General features: G+C 36.1%; 16 protein-coding genes and 5 tRNA genes. All 21 read right to left on the reverse strand.

Annotation, left to right across the window (positions count from 1 at the left end):
* Positions 1 to 396: 396 nt before the first annotated feature.
* Positions 397 to 708 (reverse strand): DUF3467 domain-containing protein, encoded by a 312-nt coding sequence (locus tag ACJJVJ_RS07495; protein WP_405369749.1) that lies wholly within the window; start codon positions 706 to 708, stop codon positions 397 to 399.
* A 5-nt stretch (positions 709 to 713) separates the two neighbouring features.
* Positions 714 to 5,021 carry a DNA-directed RNA polymerase subunit beta' gene (gene rpoC / locus ACJJVJ_RS07500; RefSeq protein ID WP_405369750.1) on the reverse strand — a complete coding sequence of 1,436 codons (4,308 nt, stop codon included), beginning with the start codon at positions 5,019 to 5,021 and terminating at the stop codon, positions 714 to 716.
* 93 nt (positions 5,022 to 5,114) lie between these two features.
* The gene (gene rpoB, locus ACJJVJ_RS07505) at positions 5,115 to 8,924 is read right to left on the reverse strand and encodes a DNA-directed RNA polymerase subunit beta (protein ID WP_104514688.1); all 3,810 of its coding nucleotides are present in this window, start codon (positions 8,922 to 8,924) and stop codon (positions 5,115 to 5,117) included.
* A 124-nt stretch (positions 8,925 to 9,048) separates the two neighbouring features.
* Positions 9,049 to 9,423: a 50S ribosomal protein L7/L12 gene (gene rplL, locus ACJJVJ_RS07510; RefSeq protein ID WP_348114583.1), complete on the reverse strand. Its 375-nt coding sequence runs from the start codon at positions 9,421 to 9,423 to the stop codon at positions 9,049 to 9,051.
* A 53-nt stretch (positions 9,424 to 9,476) separates the two neighbouring features.
* Entirely contained in the window at positions 9,477 to 9,992 is a 516-nt protein-coding gene (gene rplJ, locus ACJJVJ_RS07515) for a 50S ribosomal protein L10 (protein ID WP_405369751.1), read from the reverse strand.
* Positions 9,993 to 10,003: 11 nt separating this feature from the next.
* Entirely contained in the window at positions 10,004 to 10,702 is a 699-nt protein-coding gene (rplA, locus tag ACJJVJ_RS07520; protein ID WP_104514685.1) for a 50S ribosomal protein L1, read from the reverse strand.
* Positions 10,703 to 10,713: 11 nt separating this feature from the next.
* The gene (gene rplK / locus ACJJVJ_RS07525) at positions 10,714 to 11,154 is read right to left on the reverse strand and encodes a 50S ribosomal protein L11 (RefSeq protein ID WP_104514684.1); all 441 of its coding nucleotides are present in this window, start codon (positions 11,152 to 11,154) and stop codon (positions 10,714 to 10,716) included.
* A 70-nt stretch (positions 11,155 to 11,224) separates the two neighbouring features.
* Positions 11,225 to 11,779 (reverse strand): transcription termination/antitermination protein NusG, encoded by a 555-nt coding sequence (gene nusG, locus ACJJVJ_RS07530; RefSeq protein WP_104514683.1) that lies wholly within the window; start codon positions 11,777 to 11,779, stop codon positions 11,225 to 11,227.
* Positions 11,780 to 11,787: 8 nt separating this feature from the next.
* Entirely contained in the window at positions 11,788 to 11,985 is a 198-nt protein-coding gene (secE, locus tag ACJJVJ_RS07535; RefSeq protein ID WP_104514682.1) for a preprotein translocase subunit SecE, read from the reverse strand.
* 71 nt (positions 11,986 to 12,056) lie between these two features.
* A tRNA-Trp gene (locus ACJJVJ_RS07540) sits at positions 12,057 to 12,129 on the reverse strand.
* A gap of 104 nt (positions 12,130 to 12,233) precedes the next feature.
* Positions 12,234 to 13,421: an elongation factor Tu gene (gene tuf, locus ACJJVJ_RS07545; RefSeq protein ID WP_104514681.1), complete on the reverse strand. Its 1,188-nt coding sequence runs from the start codon at positions 13,419 to 13,421 to the stop codon at positions 12,234 to 12,236.
* Between the two features lie 115 nt (positions 13,422 to 13,536).
* Positions 13,537 to 13,608: transfer RNA gene (locus tag ACJJVJ_RS07550), tRNA-Thr, on the reverse strand.
* Between the two features lie 68 nt (positions 13,609 to 13,676).
* Positions 13,677 to 13,749: transfer RNA gene (locus tag ACJJVJ_RS07555), tRNA-Gly, on the reverse strand.
* A gap of 62 nt (positions 13,750 to 13,811) precedes the next feature.
* Positions 13,812 to 13,892: transfer RNA gene (locus tag ACJJVJ_RS07560), tRNA-Tyr, on the reverse strand.
* 32 nt (positions 13,893 to 13,924) lie between these two features.
* Positions 13,925 to 13,998 (reverse strand) — tRNA-Thr (locus ACJJVJ_RS07565).
* Between the two features lie 98 nt (positions 13,999 to 14,096).
* Positions 14,097 to 14,396, reverse strand: a complete 300-nt coding sequence (gene hpf, locus ACJJVJ_RS07570) for a ribosome hibernation-promoting factor, HPF/YfiA family (protein WP_104514680.1) — start codon at positions 14,394 to 14,396, stop codon at positions 14,097 to 14,099.
* A 21-nt stretch (positions 14,397 to 14,417) separates the two neighbouring features.
* Complete coding sequence (locus ACJJVJ_RS07575) at positions 14,418 to 15,302, reverse strand: tyrosine-type recombinase/integrase (protein WP_405369752.1); 885 nt, start codon at positions 15,300 to 15,302, stop codon at positions 14,418 to 14,420.
* A 69-nt stretch (positions 15,303 to 15,371) separates the two neighbouring features.
* Complete coding sequence (rpsU, locus tag ACJJVJ_RS07580) at positions 15,372 to 15,566, reverse strand: 30S ribosomal protein S21 (protein WP_104514678.1); 195 nt, start codon at positions 15,564 to 15,566, stop codon at positions 15,372 to 15,374.
* A gap of 119 nt (positions 15,567 to 15,685) precedes the next feature.
* Positions 15,686 to 16,855: an acyl-CoA dehydrogenase family protein gene (locus ACJJVJ_RS07585; protein WP_104514677.1), complete on the reverse strand. Its 1,170-nt coding sequence runs from the start codon at positions 16,853 to 16,855 to the stop codon at positions 15,686 to 15,688.
* 79 nt (positions 16,856 to 16,934) lie between these two features.
* Entirely contained in the window at positions 16,935 to 17,798 is an 864-nt protein-coding gene (locus ACJJVJ_RS07590) for a helix-hairpin-helix domain-containing protein (protein ID WP_405369753.1), read from the reverse strand.
* 12 nt (positions 17,799 to 17,810) lie between these two features.
* Positions 17,811 to 19,601 carry an alanine/glycine:cation symporter family protein gene (locus tag ACJJVJ_RS07595; protein WP_405369754.1) on the reverse strand — a complete coding sequence of 597 codons (1,791 nt, stop codon included), beginning with the start codon at positions 19,599 to 19,601 and terminating at the stop codon, positions 17,811 to 17,813.
* Positions 19,602 to 19,645 lie beyond the last annotated feature (44 nt).

Consider the following 19,645-nt stretch of genomic DNA (forward strand, 5'->3'; position numbering starts at 1 on the left):
CAATTAGGATACAAAAATAGAATATTGAACACCACCTTTGATTAATAAGCAAGCTTTATAAATAACTATTCGATTAACGCTTATGAATATTAGATTAATAACATATGAGAAATGTTAAAACAGCAGACACCTTAATAACAATTTAATAATCATAAGTTAAACAGGTTCGAAGGAAAAATCTAATTTAACCAAAAAATGAAAACCCAAACACAATAAAATTAATTTAAGAGGATTTAAAGCGTTAATTAACCTACATTACTGAACATCATTAACAATATGATAAAACTAGTTTAAAACCGCTGTATACAATCAATAAATTCCGAAACTATAACATAAACCTATAAGTATACCTTGTTGTAATAAAAAAGCCTGATGTAAAAACATCAGGCTTTATTATTACGCTTGTCCCGTAGGACCAAAATTTAAAGGTATAGGCGGTTGATCATAATCTCTTATCTCTCCATGTGCTTTTTCAAATTTACTCACATTATCATGTAAGGCTTTGGCCAAACGTTTAGCATGCTGAGGAGTTAAAATAATTCTGGATTTAACCTTTGACTTAGGGTTACCAGGCATAATATTCACAAAGTCCACAACAAACTCAGAAACTGAGTGATTAATAATAGCTAAATTACTATACTGTCCTTCAGCAATATCACCATCAATCTCGATATTAATCTTATTCTCTGAATTATTTTCTTGCGCCATTACTTCTAGTTATAATTTACTTTAGGCTCTTCCTTTTTATTTAAAAGCTTTTCAAACTCTTCCTTTGAACCTACGATAATATCATCATAATTACGCATACCTGTACCTGCTGGAATTCTGTGTCCAACAATTACATTCTCCTTTAAACCTTCTAGAGTATCAACTTTACCTGCAACAGCAGCTTCATTTAATACCTTAGTAGTTTCCTGGAAAGAAGCAGCACTAATAAACGACTTCGTTTGAAGAGAAGCACGTGTAATACCCTGAAGAATAGGCTCTGCAGTTGCTGGCATCACATCACGAGCTGTAACTAATGATTTGTCCTCTCTTCTAAGAATAGAATTCTCATCTCTTAGCTCTCTAGAAGTAATGATCTGACCTTCTTTTAAAGTATCAGAATCACCAGCGCTTTCCACAACTTTCTTACCGTAAAGATTGTCATTTTGTTGGATAAAATCTTCTTTATGAACCAATTGATTCTCTAAGAACATACCATCACCAGAATCAACAATTCTTACTTTTCTCATCATTTGACGAACAACAACTTCAAAATGCTTGTCGTTAATCTTTACACCTTGTAACCTATAAACTTCTTGAACCTCATTAACTAAATACTGTTGTACAGCACTTGGTCCTTTTATAGCAAGAATATCTTTTGGAGTAATAGATCCATCAGATAAAGGCATACCAGCTCTTACATAATCATTTTCTTGTACAAGAATTTGATTAGAAAGTTTAACGAGGTACTTCTTCACTTCTTCAGTTTTAGAAGTAACGATAATTTCACGGTTACCACGCTTAATTTTACCGAACGAAACAACACCATCTATCTCACTAACTACAGCTGGATTAGAAGGGTTACGAGCTTCAAATAATTCTGTTACACGTGGAAGACCTCCAGTAATATCACCTGCTTTTGCAGATTTACGAGGGATTTTAACTAAGACTTTACCAACCTTAATCTTATCATCGTCATTCACCATTAAGTGAGCACCTACAGGAAGGTTATATGAAATCACATTATCACCCTTAGCATCAACTATATGTAAAGTAGGGATAAGTTTCTTATCTCTAGAATCAGAAATAACTTTTTCCTCATATCCAGTTTGTTCATCACTTTCTACTTGGAAAGTAACACCCTGAATAATGTTTTCGAACTTAATCTTACCAGCAAATTCTGAAATAATAACACCGTTAAATGGATCCCATTTAGCAAGTAAATCACCTTTCTTAACCTTAGAACCTGGTTTAGCATAAAGCTCAGAACCATAAGGAATGTTATTAGAATTTAACAACATACCTGTTTTCTCATGAAGTAATTTAGACTCAGCTGTACGAGAAATTACTATTTCTACATCTTTACCTTCGTTATCTTCAACCTTAACCGTTTTAAGATCATCGATCTCAAGTATACCATCGTTTTTAGCAACAATAGAACTATCTTCAGAAACGTTACCTGCAACACCACCTACGTGGAAAGTTCTTAACGTAAGCTGTGTACCTGGTTCACCAATAGATTGTGCAGCAATTACTCCTACCGCTTCACCTCTCATCACTAACCTGTTAGTAGCCAAGTTACGACCATAACATTTAGTACAAACACCTTTTGCAGCCTCACAAGTAAGAGCAGATCTTACTTCCACAGACTCTAAATCAGATGCTTCAATGATATCAGCAATTTCTTCTACTATCAACTCACCAGCAGAAATAATCACTTCTTGTGTAGCCGGATCTATAACATCATGTAATGCAGTACGACCTAGAACTCTAGCTCCTAATTTCTCCATTACCTCTTCATTCTTCTTAAGAGCAAAAACTTCTATACCTCTTAAGGTCTCACAATCTTCATGATTTACTATTACATCTTGTGCAACATCATGTAATCTACGTGTAAGGTAACCAGCATCCGCAGTTTTAAGAGCTGTATCTGCAAGTCCTTTACGCGCACCGTGAGTAGAAATAAAGTATTCAAGAATCGAAAGACCTTCCTTAAAGTTAGAAAGAATAGGGTTTTCAATAATAGCACCACCACCATCGTTAGATTTTTTAGGTTTTGCCATAAGTCCACGCATACCTGTAAGCTGTCTTATTTGCTCTTTAGATCCACGGGCTCCAGAATCAAGCATCATAAACACCGAGTTAAATCCTTGTTGATCTTCTCTAATGTTTTTCATTGAAAGCTCAGTAAGCTGCGCATTGGTAGCCGTCCAAACATCAATTACTTGATTATATCTTTCATTTTGGGTAATAAGACCCATACCGTAGTTTCCACGTATTGTGTCAACTTTAGCATTTGCAGTATCAATCATAGATTGCTTCTCTGCAGGAATCATAATATCTCCTAATGAGAAAGATAACCCACCACGGAATGCAAATCCATAACCCAGATCCTTAATTTCATCAAGGAAAGCAGCTGTTCTAGGAACATCTGTTACCTTAAGGATATCACCTATAATATCTCTAAGTGCCTTTTTAGTAAGAACCTCATTGATATAACCAGCTTCATCTGGCACTCTTTGATTAAATATAACTCTACCAGCAGTAGTTTCAATAATTTCTGCTTTATAAGAACCATCATTTTGAAGAAGGTTAATTCTACATTTAACAGGAGCGTTAATATCAACTCTCTTCTCATTAAATGCAATAACCAATTCTTCAGGACCGTAAAAAGTAAGCCCTTCACCTTTAACAATATGTCCAGGTTCAGATCTACGTAATTTGGTCATATAATAAAGACCCAATACCATATCCTGTGATGGTACCGCTATCGGACTACCATTTGCAGGGTTAAGAATATTGTGTGATGCCAGCATTAATAACTGACATTCTAATATCGCTTCAGGACCTAAAGGAAGGTGCACAGCCATTTGATCTCCATCAAAATCGGCGTTAAATGCCGTACAAACTAATGGGTGTAACTGTATTGCTTTACCTTCAATTAATTTGGGTTGGAAAGCCTGTATACCTAATCTGTGAAGAGTAGGAGCACGGTTCAACATAACTGGATGTCCTTTAAGAACATTTTCCAAGATATCCCAAACTACTGGTTCTTTCTTATCTATAATTTTCTTTGCTGACTTTACAGTCTTAACGATTCCACGCTCAATAAGTTTACGTATTACAAAAGGCTTATAAAGCTCTGCAGCCATATCCTTAGGAATACCACACTCATATAATTTAAGCTCAGGTCCAACAACAATTACCGAACGTGCAGAATAATCAACACGCTTACCTAGTAAGTTCTGACGGAAACGTCCTTGCTTACCTTTAAGTGAATCAGATAATGATTTTAATGGTCTATTAGAATCAGTTTTAACAGCACTAGATTTTCTTGTATTGTCAAGAAGTGAATCTACTGCCTCTTGCAACATACGCTTTTCATTACGAAGGATTACTTCTGGAGCTTTAATCTCCATCAATCTTTTCAAACGATTATTACGGATGATTACACGACGGTATAAATCATTTAAATCAGACGTTGCAAAACGACCACCATCTAGCGGTACTAATGGACGTAATTCTGGTGGAATTACTGGAACCACTTTCATGATCATCCATTCTGGCTTATTCTCACGTCTTTCGTTAGAATCTTTAAGCGCTTCAACAACTTGTAAACGCTTTAAAGCCTCAGTTTTACGTTGTTTAGATGTCTCATTATTTGCCTTGTGACGTAAGTCATAAGAAAGAGTATCTAAATCAATACGTTGTAGAAGATCTATCAAACAATCTGCACCCATCTTAGCGATGAATTTGTTAGGGTCTGAATCTTCTAAATATAAATTTTCTTGAGGTAAACTATCTAGTATATCTAAATACTCTTCCTCAGTTAAGAAATCTAATCTTTGTACTTCTTCACCTTCAGCATTTTTAGCAATACCTGGTTGAATAACTACATATCGTTCGTAATAGATGATCATATCCAGCTTCTTAGAAGGAAGCCCTAGTAAATAACCTATTTTATTAGGCAAACTACGGAAATACCAAATGTGCGCAACTGGCACAACAAGATTGATATGTCCTATACGATCACGTCTTACTTTTTTCTCAGTAACCTCTACACCACAACGATCACAAACAATTCCTTTGTAACGGATACGCTTATATTTTCCACAAGCACATTCATAATCCTTTACAGGACCGAAAATACGCTCACAAAAAAGCCCATCCCTTTCAGGTTTGTGCGTACGATAGTTAATCGTTTCTGGTTTTAACACCTCACCTCTTGACTCTGCAAGAATAGCTTCTGGAGATGCAAGACCGATTGAAATTTTAGAAAATTTCTTTTGTGTTGGGTTGTCTTTATGTCTAGCCATAATAATGGTACTATTTTAAGTTTAAAGTAGCAAGGTTTTATGTATTATCCGCTTTCGCGAAAGCGAAACAAACATAAAACCTCACAGAAAAAATTAATCCTCCAGTCTTAGATCTAATCCTAGACCTTTCAACTCATGCATCAATACATTAAATGATTCAGGAAGACCAGGTTCTGGCATAGGTTCACCTTTCACGATTGCTTCGTAAGTCTTAGCACGTCCTATAACGTCATCTGATTTTACAGTTAAGATTTCACGTAGTGTACTAGAAGCACCATATGCCTCAAGTGCCCATACCTCCATCTCTCCAAAACGTTGACCACCAAATTGTGCCTTACCACCAAGTGGTTGCTGAGTAATCAATGAGTATGGACCGATAGAACGCGCGTGCATCTTATCATCTACCATGTGACCTAGTTTAAGCATGTAGATTATACCTACTGTTGCAGGTTGATCAAAACGCTCACCAGTACCACCATCAAATAAATATGTATGACCGAAACGTGGAATACCAGCCTCATCAGTATATCCATTGATCTGATCTAAAGTAGCACCATCAAAGATAGGAGTTGCAAATTTCTTGCCTAGTTTCTCACCAGCCCATCCTAAAACAGTTTCATAAATCTGACCTATATTCATACGAGAAGGTACACCAAGTGGATTCAATACGATATCTACTGGAGTTCCATCTTCAAGGAATGGCATATCTTCCTGACGTACAATACGTGCAACGATACCTTTGTTACCGTGACGACCAGCCATTTTATCACCAACTTTAAGTTTACGCTTTTTAGCGATATAAACTTTTGCAAGTTTTATGATACCAGCAGGAAGCTCATCTCCGACAGAGATTGTGAACTTCTCACGACGTAATGACCCTTGAAGATCATTTTCTTTAATCTTATAGTTATGTAGTAAATCAGCAACCATCTCATTCACATCACTACTCGTAGTCCAAGTACCAGAAGTTAAATGAGTAAAGTCATCCACTGAATTTAACATTTTAAGAGTATACTTTTTACCTTTAGGAAGAACTTCTTCTCCAAGATCATTAAATACACCTTGTGATGTTTTACCACTTACGATTTCAAATAATTTCTCAATTAGACGCTCTTGTAAACCATCAAATTTACCTTGATAATTCTGCTCTAATCTTGCGATATCTTCTTTATCTTGAGCTCTCTTTCTCTTATCCTTTACAGCACGAGAGAATAATTTTTTACCGATAACAACACCTCTAAGAGATGGAGATGCTTTTAATGAAGCATCTTTTACATCACCAGCTTTATCACCAAAGATTGCTCTAAGCAGTTTCTCCTCTGGAGTAGGATCACTTTCTCCTTTAGGAGTAATTTTACCTATTAATATATCACCTGGTTTAACTTCTGCACCGATACGAATCATACCTTGTTCATCAAGGTCTGCAGTAGCTTCTTCAGAAACATTAGGTATATCTGGAGTTAACTCTTCATTACCTAATTTTGTATCTCTAACATCTAATGAGTATTCATCTACGTGAATAGAAGTAAATATATCTTCACGTACTACTTTTTCAGAAATAACGATCGCATCCTCAAAGTTATAACCTTTCCAAGGCATAAATGCCACTTTCATGTTACGACCTAACGCAAGTTCACCAGCCTCAGTTGCATAACCTTGACATAATACCTGACCTTTATTAACTCTATCTCCTTTTTCAACTATAGGTTTAAGTGTAATACTCGTCCCTTGGTTAGTTTTACGGAATTTAATCAAATTATAAGAAGTGTCTTCAGGCTCAAAGCTTACTAAAGATTCACGCTCTGTACGATCATACTTGATCACTACTTTTTGTGCATCTACATAAACTACCTCTCCATCACCTTCAGCATTTATTAATACTCTAGAATCAGTTGCAACTTGTCTTTCTAGACCTGTTCCAACAATAGGAGCATCAACTCTAAGTAAAGGTACCGCCTGACGCATCATGTTAGACCCCATCAGTGCACGGTTTGCATCATCATGTTCCAAGAATGGAATTAGAGATGCAGAAATAGATGCAATTTGATTAGGAGCGACGTCAGCATAAACAACCTCTGAAGCATCAATTACCGGGAAGTCACCTTCCATACGAGCAATTACTTTTTCCTGATCTATTTTACCATTAGTCAACGGTAAGTTAGCTTGGGCAATAAGTAAACCTTCTTCTTCCTCAGCACTTAAGTAAGTTGGTTCATCTTCAAGATTTACCACACCATCTGTAACCTTTCTATAAGGAGTCTCGATGAATCCCATTCCATTCACTTTAGCAAAAACAGCAAGCGAAGAAATCAGACCAATGTTCGGTCCTTCAGGAGTTTCAATAGGACAAAGTCTACCATAGTGAGTATAGTGTACATCACGAACCTCAAAACCAGCTCTTTCTCTCGAAAGACCACCTGGTCCAAGTGCAGATAATCTACGCTTGTGTGTAATCTCAGCTAATGGATTTGTTTGATCCATGAATTGAGATAATTGGTTCGTCCCAAAGAATGAATTAATAACAGAAGACAATGTCTTAGCATTAATAAGGTCAATAGGTGTAAACACTTCATTATCTCTAACATTCATACGCTCACGTATAGTACGAGCCATACGAGCAAGACCTACACCAAACTGTGAACTTAACTGCTCACCTACCGTACGAACACGACGGTTAGATAAGTGATCAATATCATCAATCTCTGCCTTAGAGTTGATCAACATGATCAAATGCTTAATAATAGTAATGATATCTTCTTTGGTAAGCACCTGCTTATCCATAGGAATATCAAGATTCAATTTTTTATTCATACGGTAACGACCTACCTCACCTAAATTATATCTCTGATCAGAGAAGAATAATTTATCGATGATTCCACGAGCAGTTTCTTCATCAGGCGGCTCAGCGTTACGTAATTGTCTATATATATGTTCTACAGCCTCTTTTTCAGAGTTTGTAGGATCCTTCTGTAAGGTATTATGTATAATGGCATAATCAGCAGACATATTATCTTCTTTATGAAGAAGAATAGTCTTAGCTTGAGAATCAATTATCTCATCTATGTGTTCCTTTTCAAGAATTGTATCTCTATCAAGAACAATTTCATTACGCTCAATAGATACTACTTCTCCAGTATCTTCATCAACGAAATCTTCATGCCAAGTTCTTAGTACACGAGCAGCAAGCTTGCGACCTAAGTATTTTTTAAGACCTGTTTTACTTGCCTTAACTTCTTCAGCAAGATCAAAAATACCTAAGATATCTTTATCTCTTTCAAAGCCAATAGCACGGAAAAGTGTTGTAACAGGTAATTTCTTTTTACGATCGATATAAGCGTACATTACACTATTAATATCTGTCGCAAATTCTATCCATGATCCTTTAAAAGGAATTACACGAGCAGAATATAATTTAGTACCATTTGCATGGAAAGATTGACCAAAGAAAACACCAGGAGACCTGTGTAACTGAGATACAACCACACGCTCAGCTCCATTGATACAAAAAGTACCAGAAGGTGTCATGTAAGGGATAGTACCAAGATAAACATCTTGTACGATTGTTTCAAAATCCTCATGTTCAGGATCTGTACAATATAATTTCAAACGTGATTTAAGAGGCACGCTATAAGTTAGACCACGCTCTATACATTCCTGAATAGAATAACGAGGTGGGTCTACGAAGTAATCAAGAAATTCCAAAACAAACTGATTACGAGTATCAGTAATTGGAAAATTCTCCATGAAGGTATTATACAAACCTTCAACTTCTCTTTTATCAGATTTAGTCTCTAGCTGAAAAAAGTCCTGAAAGGATTTAATTTGGATATCCAGCAAGTCAGGATATTCTGCCTTATTAGTTACCGTTGAAAAATTAATTCTCTCTGTGTTTGTTGCTAGCATCAATGCACGGTATTAAATTGTTAAAAAAAGCGTTATCGACGACGTCTCATCTTTATACGCAAAATGGTCTAGCCCTGTGAGCAATGCTCACAGGTCTAAACCGATAATGTTTTGGTAAGAAGAATTACTTCAACTCAACCTCAGCTCCAGCTTCTTCAAGCTGAGCTTTAAGTGCTTCTGCTTCATCTTTAGAAACACCCTCCTTGATTGGAGATGGTGCACTATCAACTAAACCTTTTGCATCTTTTAATCCTGCTCCTGTAAGTTCTTTTACAAGTTTAACAACAGCTAGCTTAGCACCACCTGCAGCTTTAAGGATTACATCAAATTCTGTTTGCTCATCAGCAGCGTCACCGCCACCTGCAGCTGGTCCTGCCATAGCAACTGCTGCTGCTGCTGGCTCAATACCATATTCATCCTTAAGGATGTCTGCTAATTCGTTTACTTCTTTAACAGTTAAGTTAACTAACTGTTCAGCGAAATCTTTTAAATCTGCCATGTCTATCGTTTTAATAAAATTTATAAATAATTAAGTGCGTACTAATTTGTGTTCTATCTTTCCGATAGAGTTTTAAGTATTCCTGCAATTTTTCCACCACCAGATTGAAGTGCTGAAATAACATTCTTAGCAGGACTTTGAAGAAGACCGATAATCTCACCAATCATTTCTTCTTTAGATTTGATATTACTTAATGTACTAAGCATATCATCTCCTACGTAAATTGCTTCCTCAATATAAGCTCCTTTAAGCACAGGCTTATCAGACTTCTTACGGAAAGTTTCAATTACTTTAGCAGGGCTATTTGCAACCTCTGATAACATAATTGCAGTATTACCTTTTAATAATTCAGGTAATTCAGCAAAATCCTTATCTGATGCTTCCATAGCTTTAGAAAGAAGTGTATTCTTTACTACTGCCATTTTTACGTTAGCTTTAAAACAAGCTCTACGTAAATTTGATGTATCTAATGCATTTAAACCAGATATGTCTGCTAAATAAATAGTTGAATTTTCAGCTAACGTAGCAGTCAAATCTTGTATAACATTTGCTTTTTGTTCTCTTGTCATGATCTAGATTTTTAGTCGTCTGCAAAACGTTTAGCGTCTATCTCAATACTAGGACTCATCGTACTAGACATAAAGATACTTTTGATATAAATACCCTTAGACGTTGTTGGTTTTAATTTAACTAGTGTGTTAATTAATTCTTTAGCATTCCCTTCAATTTTAGCAGCGTCAAAAGATGCTTTTCCAATTGCAGCGTGAATAATACCAGTCTTATCAACTTTAAAGTCAATTTTACCAGCTTTTACTTCAGAAACAGCTTTTGCAACATCCATTGTAACAGTACCAGTCTTAGGGTTAGGCATTAAACCTCTTGGTCCTAAAACACGACCTAAAGGTCCTAATTTACCCATTACACTAGGCATTGTGATAATTACATCAACATCAGTCCAACCACCTTTAATCTTGTTAAGGTATTCATCTAATCCAACATAATCAGCACCAGCTTCAGTAGCTTCAGCTTCTTTATCTGGCGTTACTAAAGCTAACACTTTAACATCTTTACCAGTACCATGAGGAAGTGTCACAACGCCCCTAACCATCTGGTTAGCTTTACGTGGATCCACATTTAATCTCACAGCTAGATCTACAGATGCGTCAAACTTTGTAGTTGTAACATCCTTTACTAATTTAGCAGCTTCAGCAACTGAATAAGTTTGTGACTTATCAATTTTAGGAAGACTTGCTTTTTGATTTTTTGTCAATTTTGCCATTGTTACAAGTTTTAAGCAGGTGCGTTTCCACCCTTAACGTTCACACCCATTGATCTTGCAGTTCCAGCTACCATTTTCATAGCGCTTTCTACTGTAAATGCATTGAGGTCTGGCATCTTATCTTCGGCAATCAAACGAATTTGATCCCATGTGATAGTTCCAACTTTTTTACGATTAGGTTCCCCACTACCGCCTTTAAGCTTTATCGCTTCAAGGATTTGTACTGCTGCTGGAGGAGTTTTGATAACAAAGTCAAAGGACTTATCCTTATAAACAGTTATCGCTACCGGTAAAACTTTACCTGCTTTATCCTGAGTCCTAGCATTAAACTGCTTACAGAACTCCATGATATTAACACCAGCCGCACCAAGTGCAGGTCCTACAGGAGGAGATGGGTTTGCTGCGCCACCCTTAACTTGTAGTTTTACAACCTTAGATACTTCTTTAGCCATTTCTATTTAATTTCACTATTTTGATAATAATAAAGTGGAAGCCTTATTTACTACCTATAAATTGTAACATTTATATTTTCTCTACTTGCATATAGCTAAGCTCTAGAGGAGTTTTACGTCCAAAAATCTTAACCATAACTTCTAGCTTACGCTTTTCTTCATTTACCTTTTCAATAGTACCATTGAAACCATTGAAAGGACCATCTACAACCTTTACTGTTTCACCAGTTTTATAAGGAATAGAAACATTATCTGTTTGTTCAGCTAACTCATCAACCTTACCTAACATTCTATTAACCTCTGAACGTCTTAATGGAACTGGATCACCTCCTTTAGTTTCTCCTAAGAAACCAATAACACCATTAACAGATTTAATAATATGAGGCACTTCACCTTCTAATCTAGCCTGCACCATAATATAACCAGGGAAATAAACTCTCTCTTTATTATATTTTTTACCATTCCTTATTTGAACAACTTTCTCAGTAGGAACTAAAATTTGTTGTAAATAATCACCTAAGTTATGATGTGCAATTTCAGACTCTATATACTCTTTAATCTTATTCTCTTGTCCGCTCACTGAACGTACAACATACCATTTCATTAAATCCTTCTCTTCTGACATATCAAAAATTAGTTAGCCTTAATCCAATAAAAATAATTTTCGATCGCCGAACTAAACACAAAGTCTATTCCTGATACAATAAGCGCAAAAACAATTGAGAATACAGCAACAGTAATCGTTAACTTTTGTGTCTCAGCCCATGTAGGCCAAGTAACATGATTAGTTAACTCATTATAAGACTCTTTTACATATGTTATCAAACTCATAATTGTAATGTTGTAAACGTTAACTATATTCATAGTAATCTATGAAAATGGAGTAAACTTTATTTAAACTGCACGGGCTGAGAGACTCGAACTCACGACACCTGGTTTTGGAGACCAGTGCTCTACCAACTGAGCTAAGCCCGCAAACAACCATACCTTAAGTATGATTTATATTGCCTTCCTTTTTTACAAAGGAAAAGTATCCTATCTAGAATATAGATAGGATACTTATAATATCATTATAGAAATTAATCTAGAATTTCAGTAACCTGACCAGCTCCTACAGTTCTACCACCCTCACGGATTGCAAAACGAAGACCTAAGTTCAAAGCAATAGGCTGGATAAGATCAACTGTAATAGTTAAGTTATCTCCAGGCATTACCATTTCTACACCATCAGGAAGAGCAATATTACCAGTTACATCGGTAGTACGCACATAAAACTGTGGACGGTAGTTATTGTGGAATGGAGTGTGACGTCCACCTTCTTCTTTCTTAAGGATATAAACCTCTGCTTTAAATTTAGCGTGAGGAGTTACAGATCCAGGCTTAGTAATTACCATACCACGAGAGATCATAGACTTCTCAATACCTCTCAATAAGATACCTGCGTTATCACCAGCTTCACCTCTATCAAGAATCTGACGGAACATTTCAATACCAGTAATAGTAGAAGTTAACTTCTCAGCACCCATACCAATAATCTCAACTGGATCTCCAGTATTAGCTACACCAGTCTCAATACGACCAGTTGCAACAGTACCACGACCTGTAATAGAGAATACATCTTCTATAGGCATAAGGAAAGGCTTATCCATATCACGAACAGGCTCTTCAATCCACGCATCAACAGCAGCCATTAATTCTAATACTGTGTCAACCCATTTTTGCTCACCGTTAAGTGCACCAAGTGCAGAACCAGATACAACAGGACCATTGTCACCATCATATTCATAGAAACTTAAAAGATCACGTACTTCCATATCAACTAACTCAAGAAGCTCTTCATCATCTACCATATCCACTTTATTAAGGAATACAACAATACGAGGAATACCTACCTGACGACCAAGAAGGATGTGCTCACGAGTCTGAGGCATAGGACCATCAGTTGCAGCAACAACAAGAATAGCACCATCCATTTGAGCAGCACCAGTAACCATGTTCTTTACATAATCGGCGTGACCAGGACAATCTACGTGTGCGTAGTGTCTGTTCTGAGTCTGATACTCAACGTGTGATGAGTTAATAGTAATACCACGCTCTTTTTCTTCAGGAGCGTTATCAATTTGGTCAAAACTTGTCGCATTAGAAAAACCAGCATCTGCAAGTACTTTAGTGATTGCAGCGGTAAGAGTAGTTTTACCGTGGTCAACGTGACCAATTGTCCCTACGTTAAGGTGAGGTTTCGAACGATCGTACGTTTCTTTAGCCATAACTTATAATCTTAGTTTATATTAGTGTTTCGTTTTATAAAGACAGACACGGAGCTAAAACCAAATCAGTCTATACTAGTAATGGCCTCTATTGAGACCTATTTTTATCTTACAGAGCCAATGACGAGATTTGAACTCGTGACCTCTTCCTTACCAAGGAAACGCTCTACCCCTGAGCTACACCGGCAAAACCCCTTCATAAGGAATGGACAACTTGACTTTAAACTCAAATAAAAATAGAGTTTAATATTTTAGAGCGAGAGACCAGGTTCGAACTGGCGACATTCAGCTTGGAAGGCTGACGCTCTACCAACTGAGCTACTCTCGCATTTATTAGTTTCACAACTAAAAGGTATTCAATATTTCAAATTATCTTTTCAGATAATATAGTGGGGAGAGCAGGATTCGAACCTGCGAAGGTTTCCCAACGGAGTTACAGTCCGTCCTCGTTGGCCGCTTGAGTATCTCCCCTACAAACCAATTAAGATTTGTTATTTCAAAAGAGCCGATGGAGGGACTCGAACCCACGACCTGCTGATTACAAATCAGCTGCTCTAGCCAGCTGAGCTACATCGGCTTTTGACACTTTCTTATTTCTAAAAAAGTTCGTTATTTCTAACGGAGTGCAAATGTAAGTCTATTTTTTAATTGACCAAACTTTTTTTTGATTTTTTTTTAATGTTCAGCTAATTTTTCTTTGCGCTTTTTCAATTGTCTCTCTAAAGACGCGGCACACTCGTCGATACACTGCTCAAAAGTTTTACATGTTTTTTTTACCACCATATCATCTCCTGGTACAAATATTCTAATTTCAGCTATCTTATTTTCTGGAGCTGATGTCTTCTGCACTTTTAGATATACATCTGCATTTATGATCTTATTATAAAATTGCTCTAACTTATCTAATCTCTTTTGAGTAAAATCAATTAGTGAAGCATCTGCATCAAAATTTACTGCTTGCGTGTTTACCTTCATAATAAATAGGTTTTAAATTAATTATTTTTTTGATCTAGGATGAGCATTACTATAAACCCCTTTTAACACAGCCATACTACTATGCGTATAAATTTGCGTAGATGACAGACTTGTATGCCCCAATAATTCTTTCACAGCATTTAAATCTGCACCATGATCTAACAAATGCGTAGCAAATGTATGTCTCAAAACATGCGGGCTTATCTTTACCTTCAAAGATACCTTACTAAAATATGATTTTATAACGCGATACACAAGGCTTGGATAGACTTTAATTCCTTTAGAAGTAACAAACAATTCATTTACACCAGAGACAGCGACAACACTTCTTAAACCTAAATACTTCTCTAAGTGATTTTTAATGGAATGAACTAACGGTATTATGCGCTGCTTATCCCTTTTACCAGTTACTTTTATCTGATCACGTATTAAATCGACATCAGGTATTTTCAGGTTAATCAACTCATCTCTCCTTATTCCAGTCGCATACAACAACTCTATCATTAAAAAATCTCGAGATTGTTCAAAATCATTTTCATCATAAGGAGAATCTAATAATTTTAATACTTCATTTATGGAAAAAGGAACTTGAATTTTTTTTGCAACCTTCAGGCTTTTATATAAACTAGACGGATCAACAGTCAGCTCTCCTATTTTAAGAAGAAACTTAAAATAAGATTTTATAGAAGACATTTTACGATTAACCGTTCTATGGGAGTCACCATTTTCTAACAAGTCAGTCACCCAACTTCTAATATCGTTATAAACGACATCCACCACAGAAACTACTCCTTGCTCTTCTACATAAAACAGGAAAAGGCTTAAGTCTTTCTTATAAGCCGATATGGTGTGAGATGAATAATTCTTCTCATACTGTAAATACTCTATATATGATTCTATATGCATAAAAAAAACCGCTAGCTGTAAATGTATAAATTTACAACTAGCGGTATGATATTCTAAAGAAGAAATTCTCTAGATGTTCTCTGCGTCACGAAGTCCTTGAATGTAAGCTGCTTTGATGTTGCGAGCACGTTTTACAACAGACGGTTTATTAAACTGCTGTCTTCTACGTAGTTCACGCATCTTGCCTGTACGATCAAATTTTCTTTTGAAACGCTTTAGAGCTCTATCGATATTTTCTCCGTCTTTAACTGGTATTATTAACATAGTGTCATCACCTCCTTTCTTTGGGATCGCAAAAGTACATATTATTTTACAATCTCAAAGAACTTTATTTTATTAGATATTTATTTATTTTTTGCTTTCGCGAAAGCGTAACCCTCAACCTACTTTGCTGCTGGTTTATAATCTTTACCGTCCAACATCATTTTTGCAATAATCTCGCGCATGATCTCACTAGTACCACCACCGATAGGGCCTAGACGACTATCTCTCCACATTCTCGCGAGTGGATATTCTTCTATGTAACCATAACCTCCTAGATACTGAAGGCACTTATAAATGACCTCGTCAGCGATTTTTGTAGAAACCAACTTAGACATACTAGCCTCTTTTACAGGATAAAGTCCTTTATCTAATTGCTCTGATATGGAGTAATTAAAGTTTTTTGCCATTTCTACCTCACTATACATATCTGCCATACCGTGACGTAAAGACTGGAATTTATCAATAGTAGTACCGAAGGCCGTACGTTCTTTCATGTATTGCGCAGTGTACTCTAGAGCATACTCTGCTCTTGCATGAGAGTTAATACCCATAATAAGACGCTCTAGTGCAAAGTGCTGCATGATATAAGGAAATCCTTTTCCTTCTTCACCCATAAGGTTTGCAGCAGGAATACGCACATTATCAAAACCTATCTCTCCTGTATCACTTGCTCTCCATCCTAATTTATTAAGTTTAGTAGCACTTATCCCTGGCGTCTCACGATCCATAACAAAAATAGAGATACCTCTACCCTTTGCATCTACATCAGTTTTTGCAGCGATTACCAAGTAGTCACTATAAACACCGTTAGTAATAAATGTTTTTGAGCCGTTAATGATATAATGATCACCATCTTTAACAGCAGTGGTTCTCATTCCTGCAACATCACTACCACCGAATGGCTCTGTAATACCTAGACATCCTATTTTCTCTCCTGTTAACGTAGGAACAAGGTATTCTTGTTTTATACGCTCATCTCCTTCTTTAAGTAAGTGTTGTGCACCTAGGAAAGCTTGGACCCACATAGCTGCTGCAAAACCACCTGAATTAATGCGTTGCATTTCTTCTAAGAATATCACTGTATAAAAGAAATCTAGATCTAGACCACCATATTCTTCTGGATAGTAAAGACCGAAATAGCCCATCTCTCCCATTTTCTGGAAAATCTCTCGATCTATCTTTCCTGTTTCTTCCCATCTATCAATATGTGGAACAGCTTCTTTATTAAGAAAGTCTCTAAAACTTTGTCTGAAGGCGTCATGCTCTTCAGTGAAATATTTTGAATACATAAATTAAGTACTATATGATTATAGAAAAACACTTAAAACATAATTTTAAATGCGATATTCTCAGTTACAACTGATTATTTTAATCTAATGTCAAATATAGTTGAATTAATGATAATTTTTCTTGTGGAAATCTAGATGTTAACATCACTTTATCCCAAGATTTAAATCCATCGCGCAACGTCCTTTGTTCCATTAGTTTATCAACTAGGTAGTCGTCAAAATAAGGAATAGCTAACAACTGTTCATCGGTAGCGGTATTTAATGCTATTTTCTTAAAACCAACCGGAGCTGTGACATAAAAATGCTTCTTTAATTGCACCATAGTAGAATCGGTAAGGCCATAGACACCTCTAACTTGAGAGATATCTATAAAACCCTTAAGTCGATCTCTTTCTTTAATAATTCTCACAGAAAGGGCTGGACCTATTCCATAAACCTTTTTAAGTTGATCTTGAGAGGCTAGGTTAATATTTGCAGCGACTACTTTACGATCTTTATAAGGTACAAAAGTTTTATAAGTATTCTTTTTAGGATTTGTAACCCATTCAGGAAATTTAAAATATGGCGATATACTATCCAGCCATTGATCACTAACTTGGGTTACTTTTTGAAAATCTTTCTTAGAGTTTACCCATTTTCCGCTTTCCCGAAAGCGGTGCAATCGATCTATCTCTTCTACACTAAGACCTAATTTATAACCTCTATAGTCAGTTATATAATTAGGGTTAAAAGGATAAATAGTATCTCTTCTACTTTGTTGGATTCTTGTTAATGAATCTACCCTATGTTGATATGAAGAAACGTTATCTAGTACGAGTGGATCTGGCGGTAAGGTTCTAATATAATAGAGACCAGCAACAACTAATATGATAAATAGTAATAATATAAAAATCCCTCTTTGCTGACTTCTATCAAATGCAAAGAGGGATTTTATATTATTCAAAATAAGTATGTTTTATTTAGTCTGTGGTATTTCTCCAGATTTTACTTTAGCAAAATAAGTTTTGAGATCTTTTGCAACTCCACCTGACATCATGTATAAACCGATAAGGTTAGGAATAGCAAGAGTAAGGAACATCATGTCTGCAAAATCTATTACCGCACCTAAACCTATAGAAGCCCCTAAAACTACCGTTAATAAAAATACAGCTTTAAATATAATTTCTACAATTTTCTTGCTTCCAAAAATACTTTGCGCTGCTTTTACACCGTAGTAAGACCATGTAAGAATAGTTGAAAATGCAAATAAGAAAATAGCTATAGTAAGTAAATAGTCTGCTCCAGGAATTACTTTAGAAAATGCAACTGCTGTAAGAGCAGAACCTGTAGCTACTTCTCCTTGATACGTACCAGTAAAAATAAGAACTAAAGCTGTAAGTGTACATACTACAACGGTATCAATAAATGGCTCTAAAAGAGCTACAAAACCTTCAGCCACTGGGTGATTAGTTTTTGCAGCAGAGTGAGCAATTGAGGCAGATCCTAAACCAGCCTCATTAGAGAATGCAGCACGTTGAAATCCTAATACAAGAACACCTAAGAAACCACCGTACATAGCGTCTGCTTGAAATGCGCCATCTATAATTAATCCAAACGCGTGTCCTACTTCAGTAATGTTTGCTCCTACTACGATTATACACATTAGGATATATAGACCTGCCATAGAAGGGACAACCTTATCAGTAACCTTTGCGATTCCTTTAAGACCTCCTACGATTACGATACCTACTAGGACTGCGATTACAACACCTATGATAGTTTTTGCTGTTCCATCCACACCCATAACACTTGCTAGTTGCGCAGTTGCTTGGTTAGCCTGAAACATTGATCCTGCAGCAAATGCCGCAAGCATAATAATAATGGCATATATAAGAGAAAGACCTTTACCTAGTCCACCTAATCCTTTTTCAGCAAAACCTTTTTTAAGGTATTCCATAGGACCACCAGAGATCGTTCCATCTTCTGCAACGGTTCTATATTTTACTCCAAGAGTACATTCTATAAACTTAGAAGACATACCTAGTAAACCTGCAAGAATAATCCAGAATGTTGCTCCTGGACCACCTGTAGAAATAGCTACTGCTACACCTGCTATATTACCTAATCCTACTGTTCCAGATACTGCTGTTGCAAGAGCTTGGAAGTGTGTAACCTCACCTTTAGCATCTGCCTCATCATACTTACCGCGCACTAGTCTTAAAGAATGCTTGATACCACGTATATTGATAAAACCAAAACGAATAGTAAAAAACACTGCTCCTAGAATTAACCAGATTACCATGAATGGCAACTTTATAGTCTTTACCGTACCGTTAGGGTTTAAAACTATGTCACCATTAGCATCCTTAACCTGATTATCATACAGTCCTAAAGAGTAAAAAGGATCAAAGAAAAAGTATTCATCCATAAATCCTACAATCGGTGCAAATGCTGCACTCATTTTTTCAGGGATAGACTCTGCTGGCACTTCAAAGGCTAGCTCACCAGTTAAACCTGCAGCATCTTCTACTCTTACAGAGTATTCTTTACCTTCTTTTGCGTTTTTTACGGTTTTTGTAGAAGTATCAATATTCTTTTCAGACCAATAATATTTGTATGGAGCCGCTCCTCCTTCTACATTTATATCTATAACAGCTGTCTCTATCTCACTAGAATCATCGGTGATGTTGTGAGACACTTTTAATTGAGAAAAACCTAATTGAGAGAAAAATGTGAAAATTATTAAACTAAGAAATAATTTATTCATGAAGTATAACTTTAAATACATTAAATGGTTAAGTCAGCAAGATG

The organism is Nonlabens sp. Asnod2-A12 (assembly GCF_045063745.1).
Classification (GTDB): domain Bacteria; phylum Bacteroidota; class Bacteroidia; order Flavobacteriales; family Flavobacteriaceae; genus Nonlabens; species Nonlabens xylanidelens.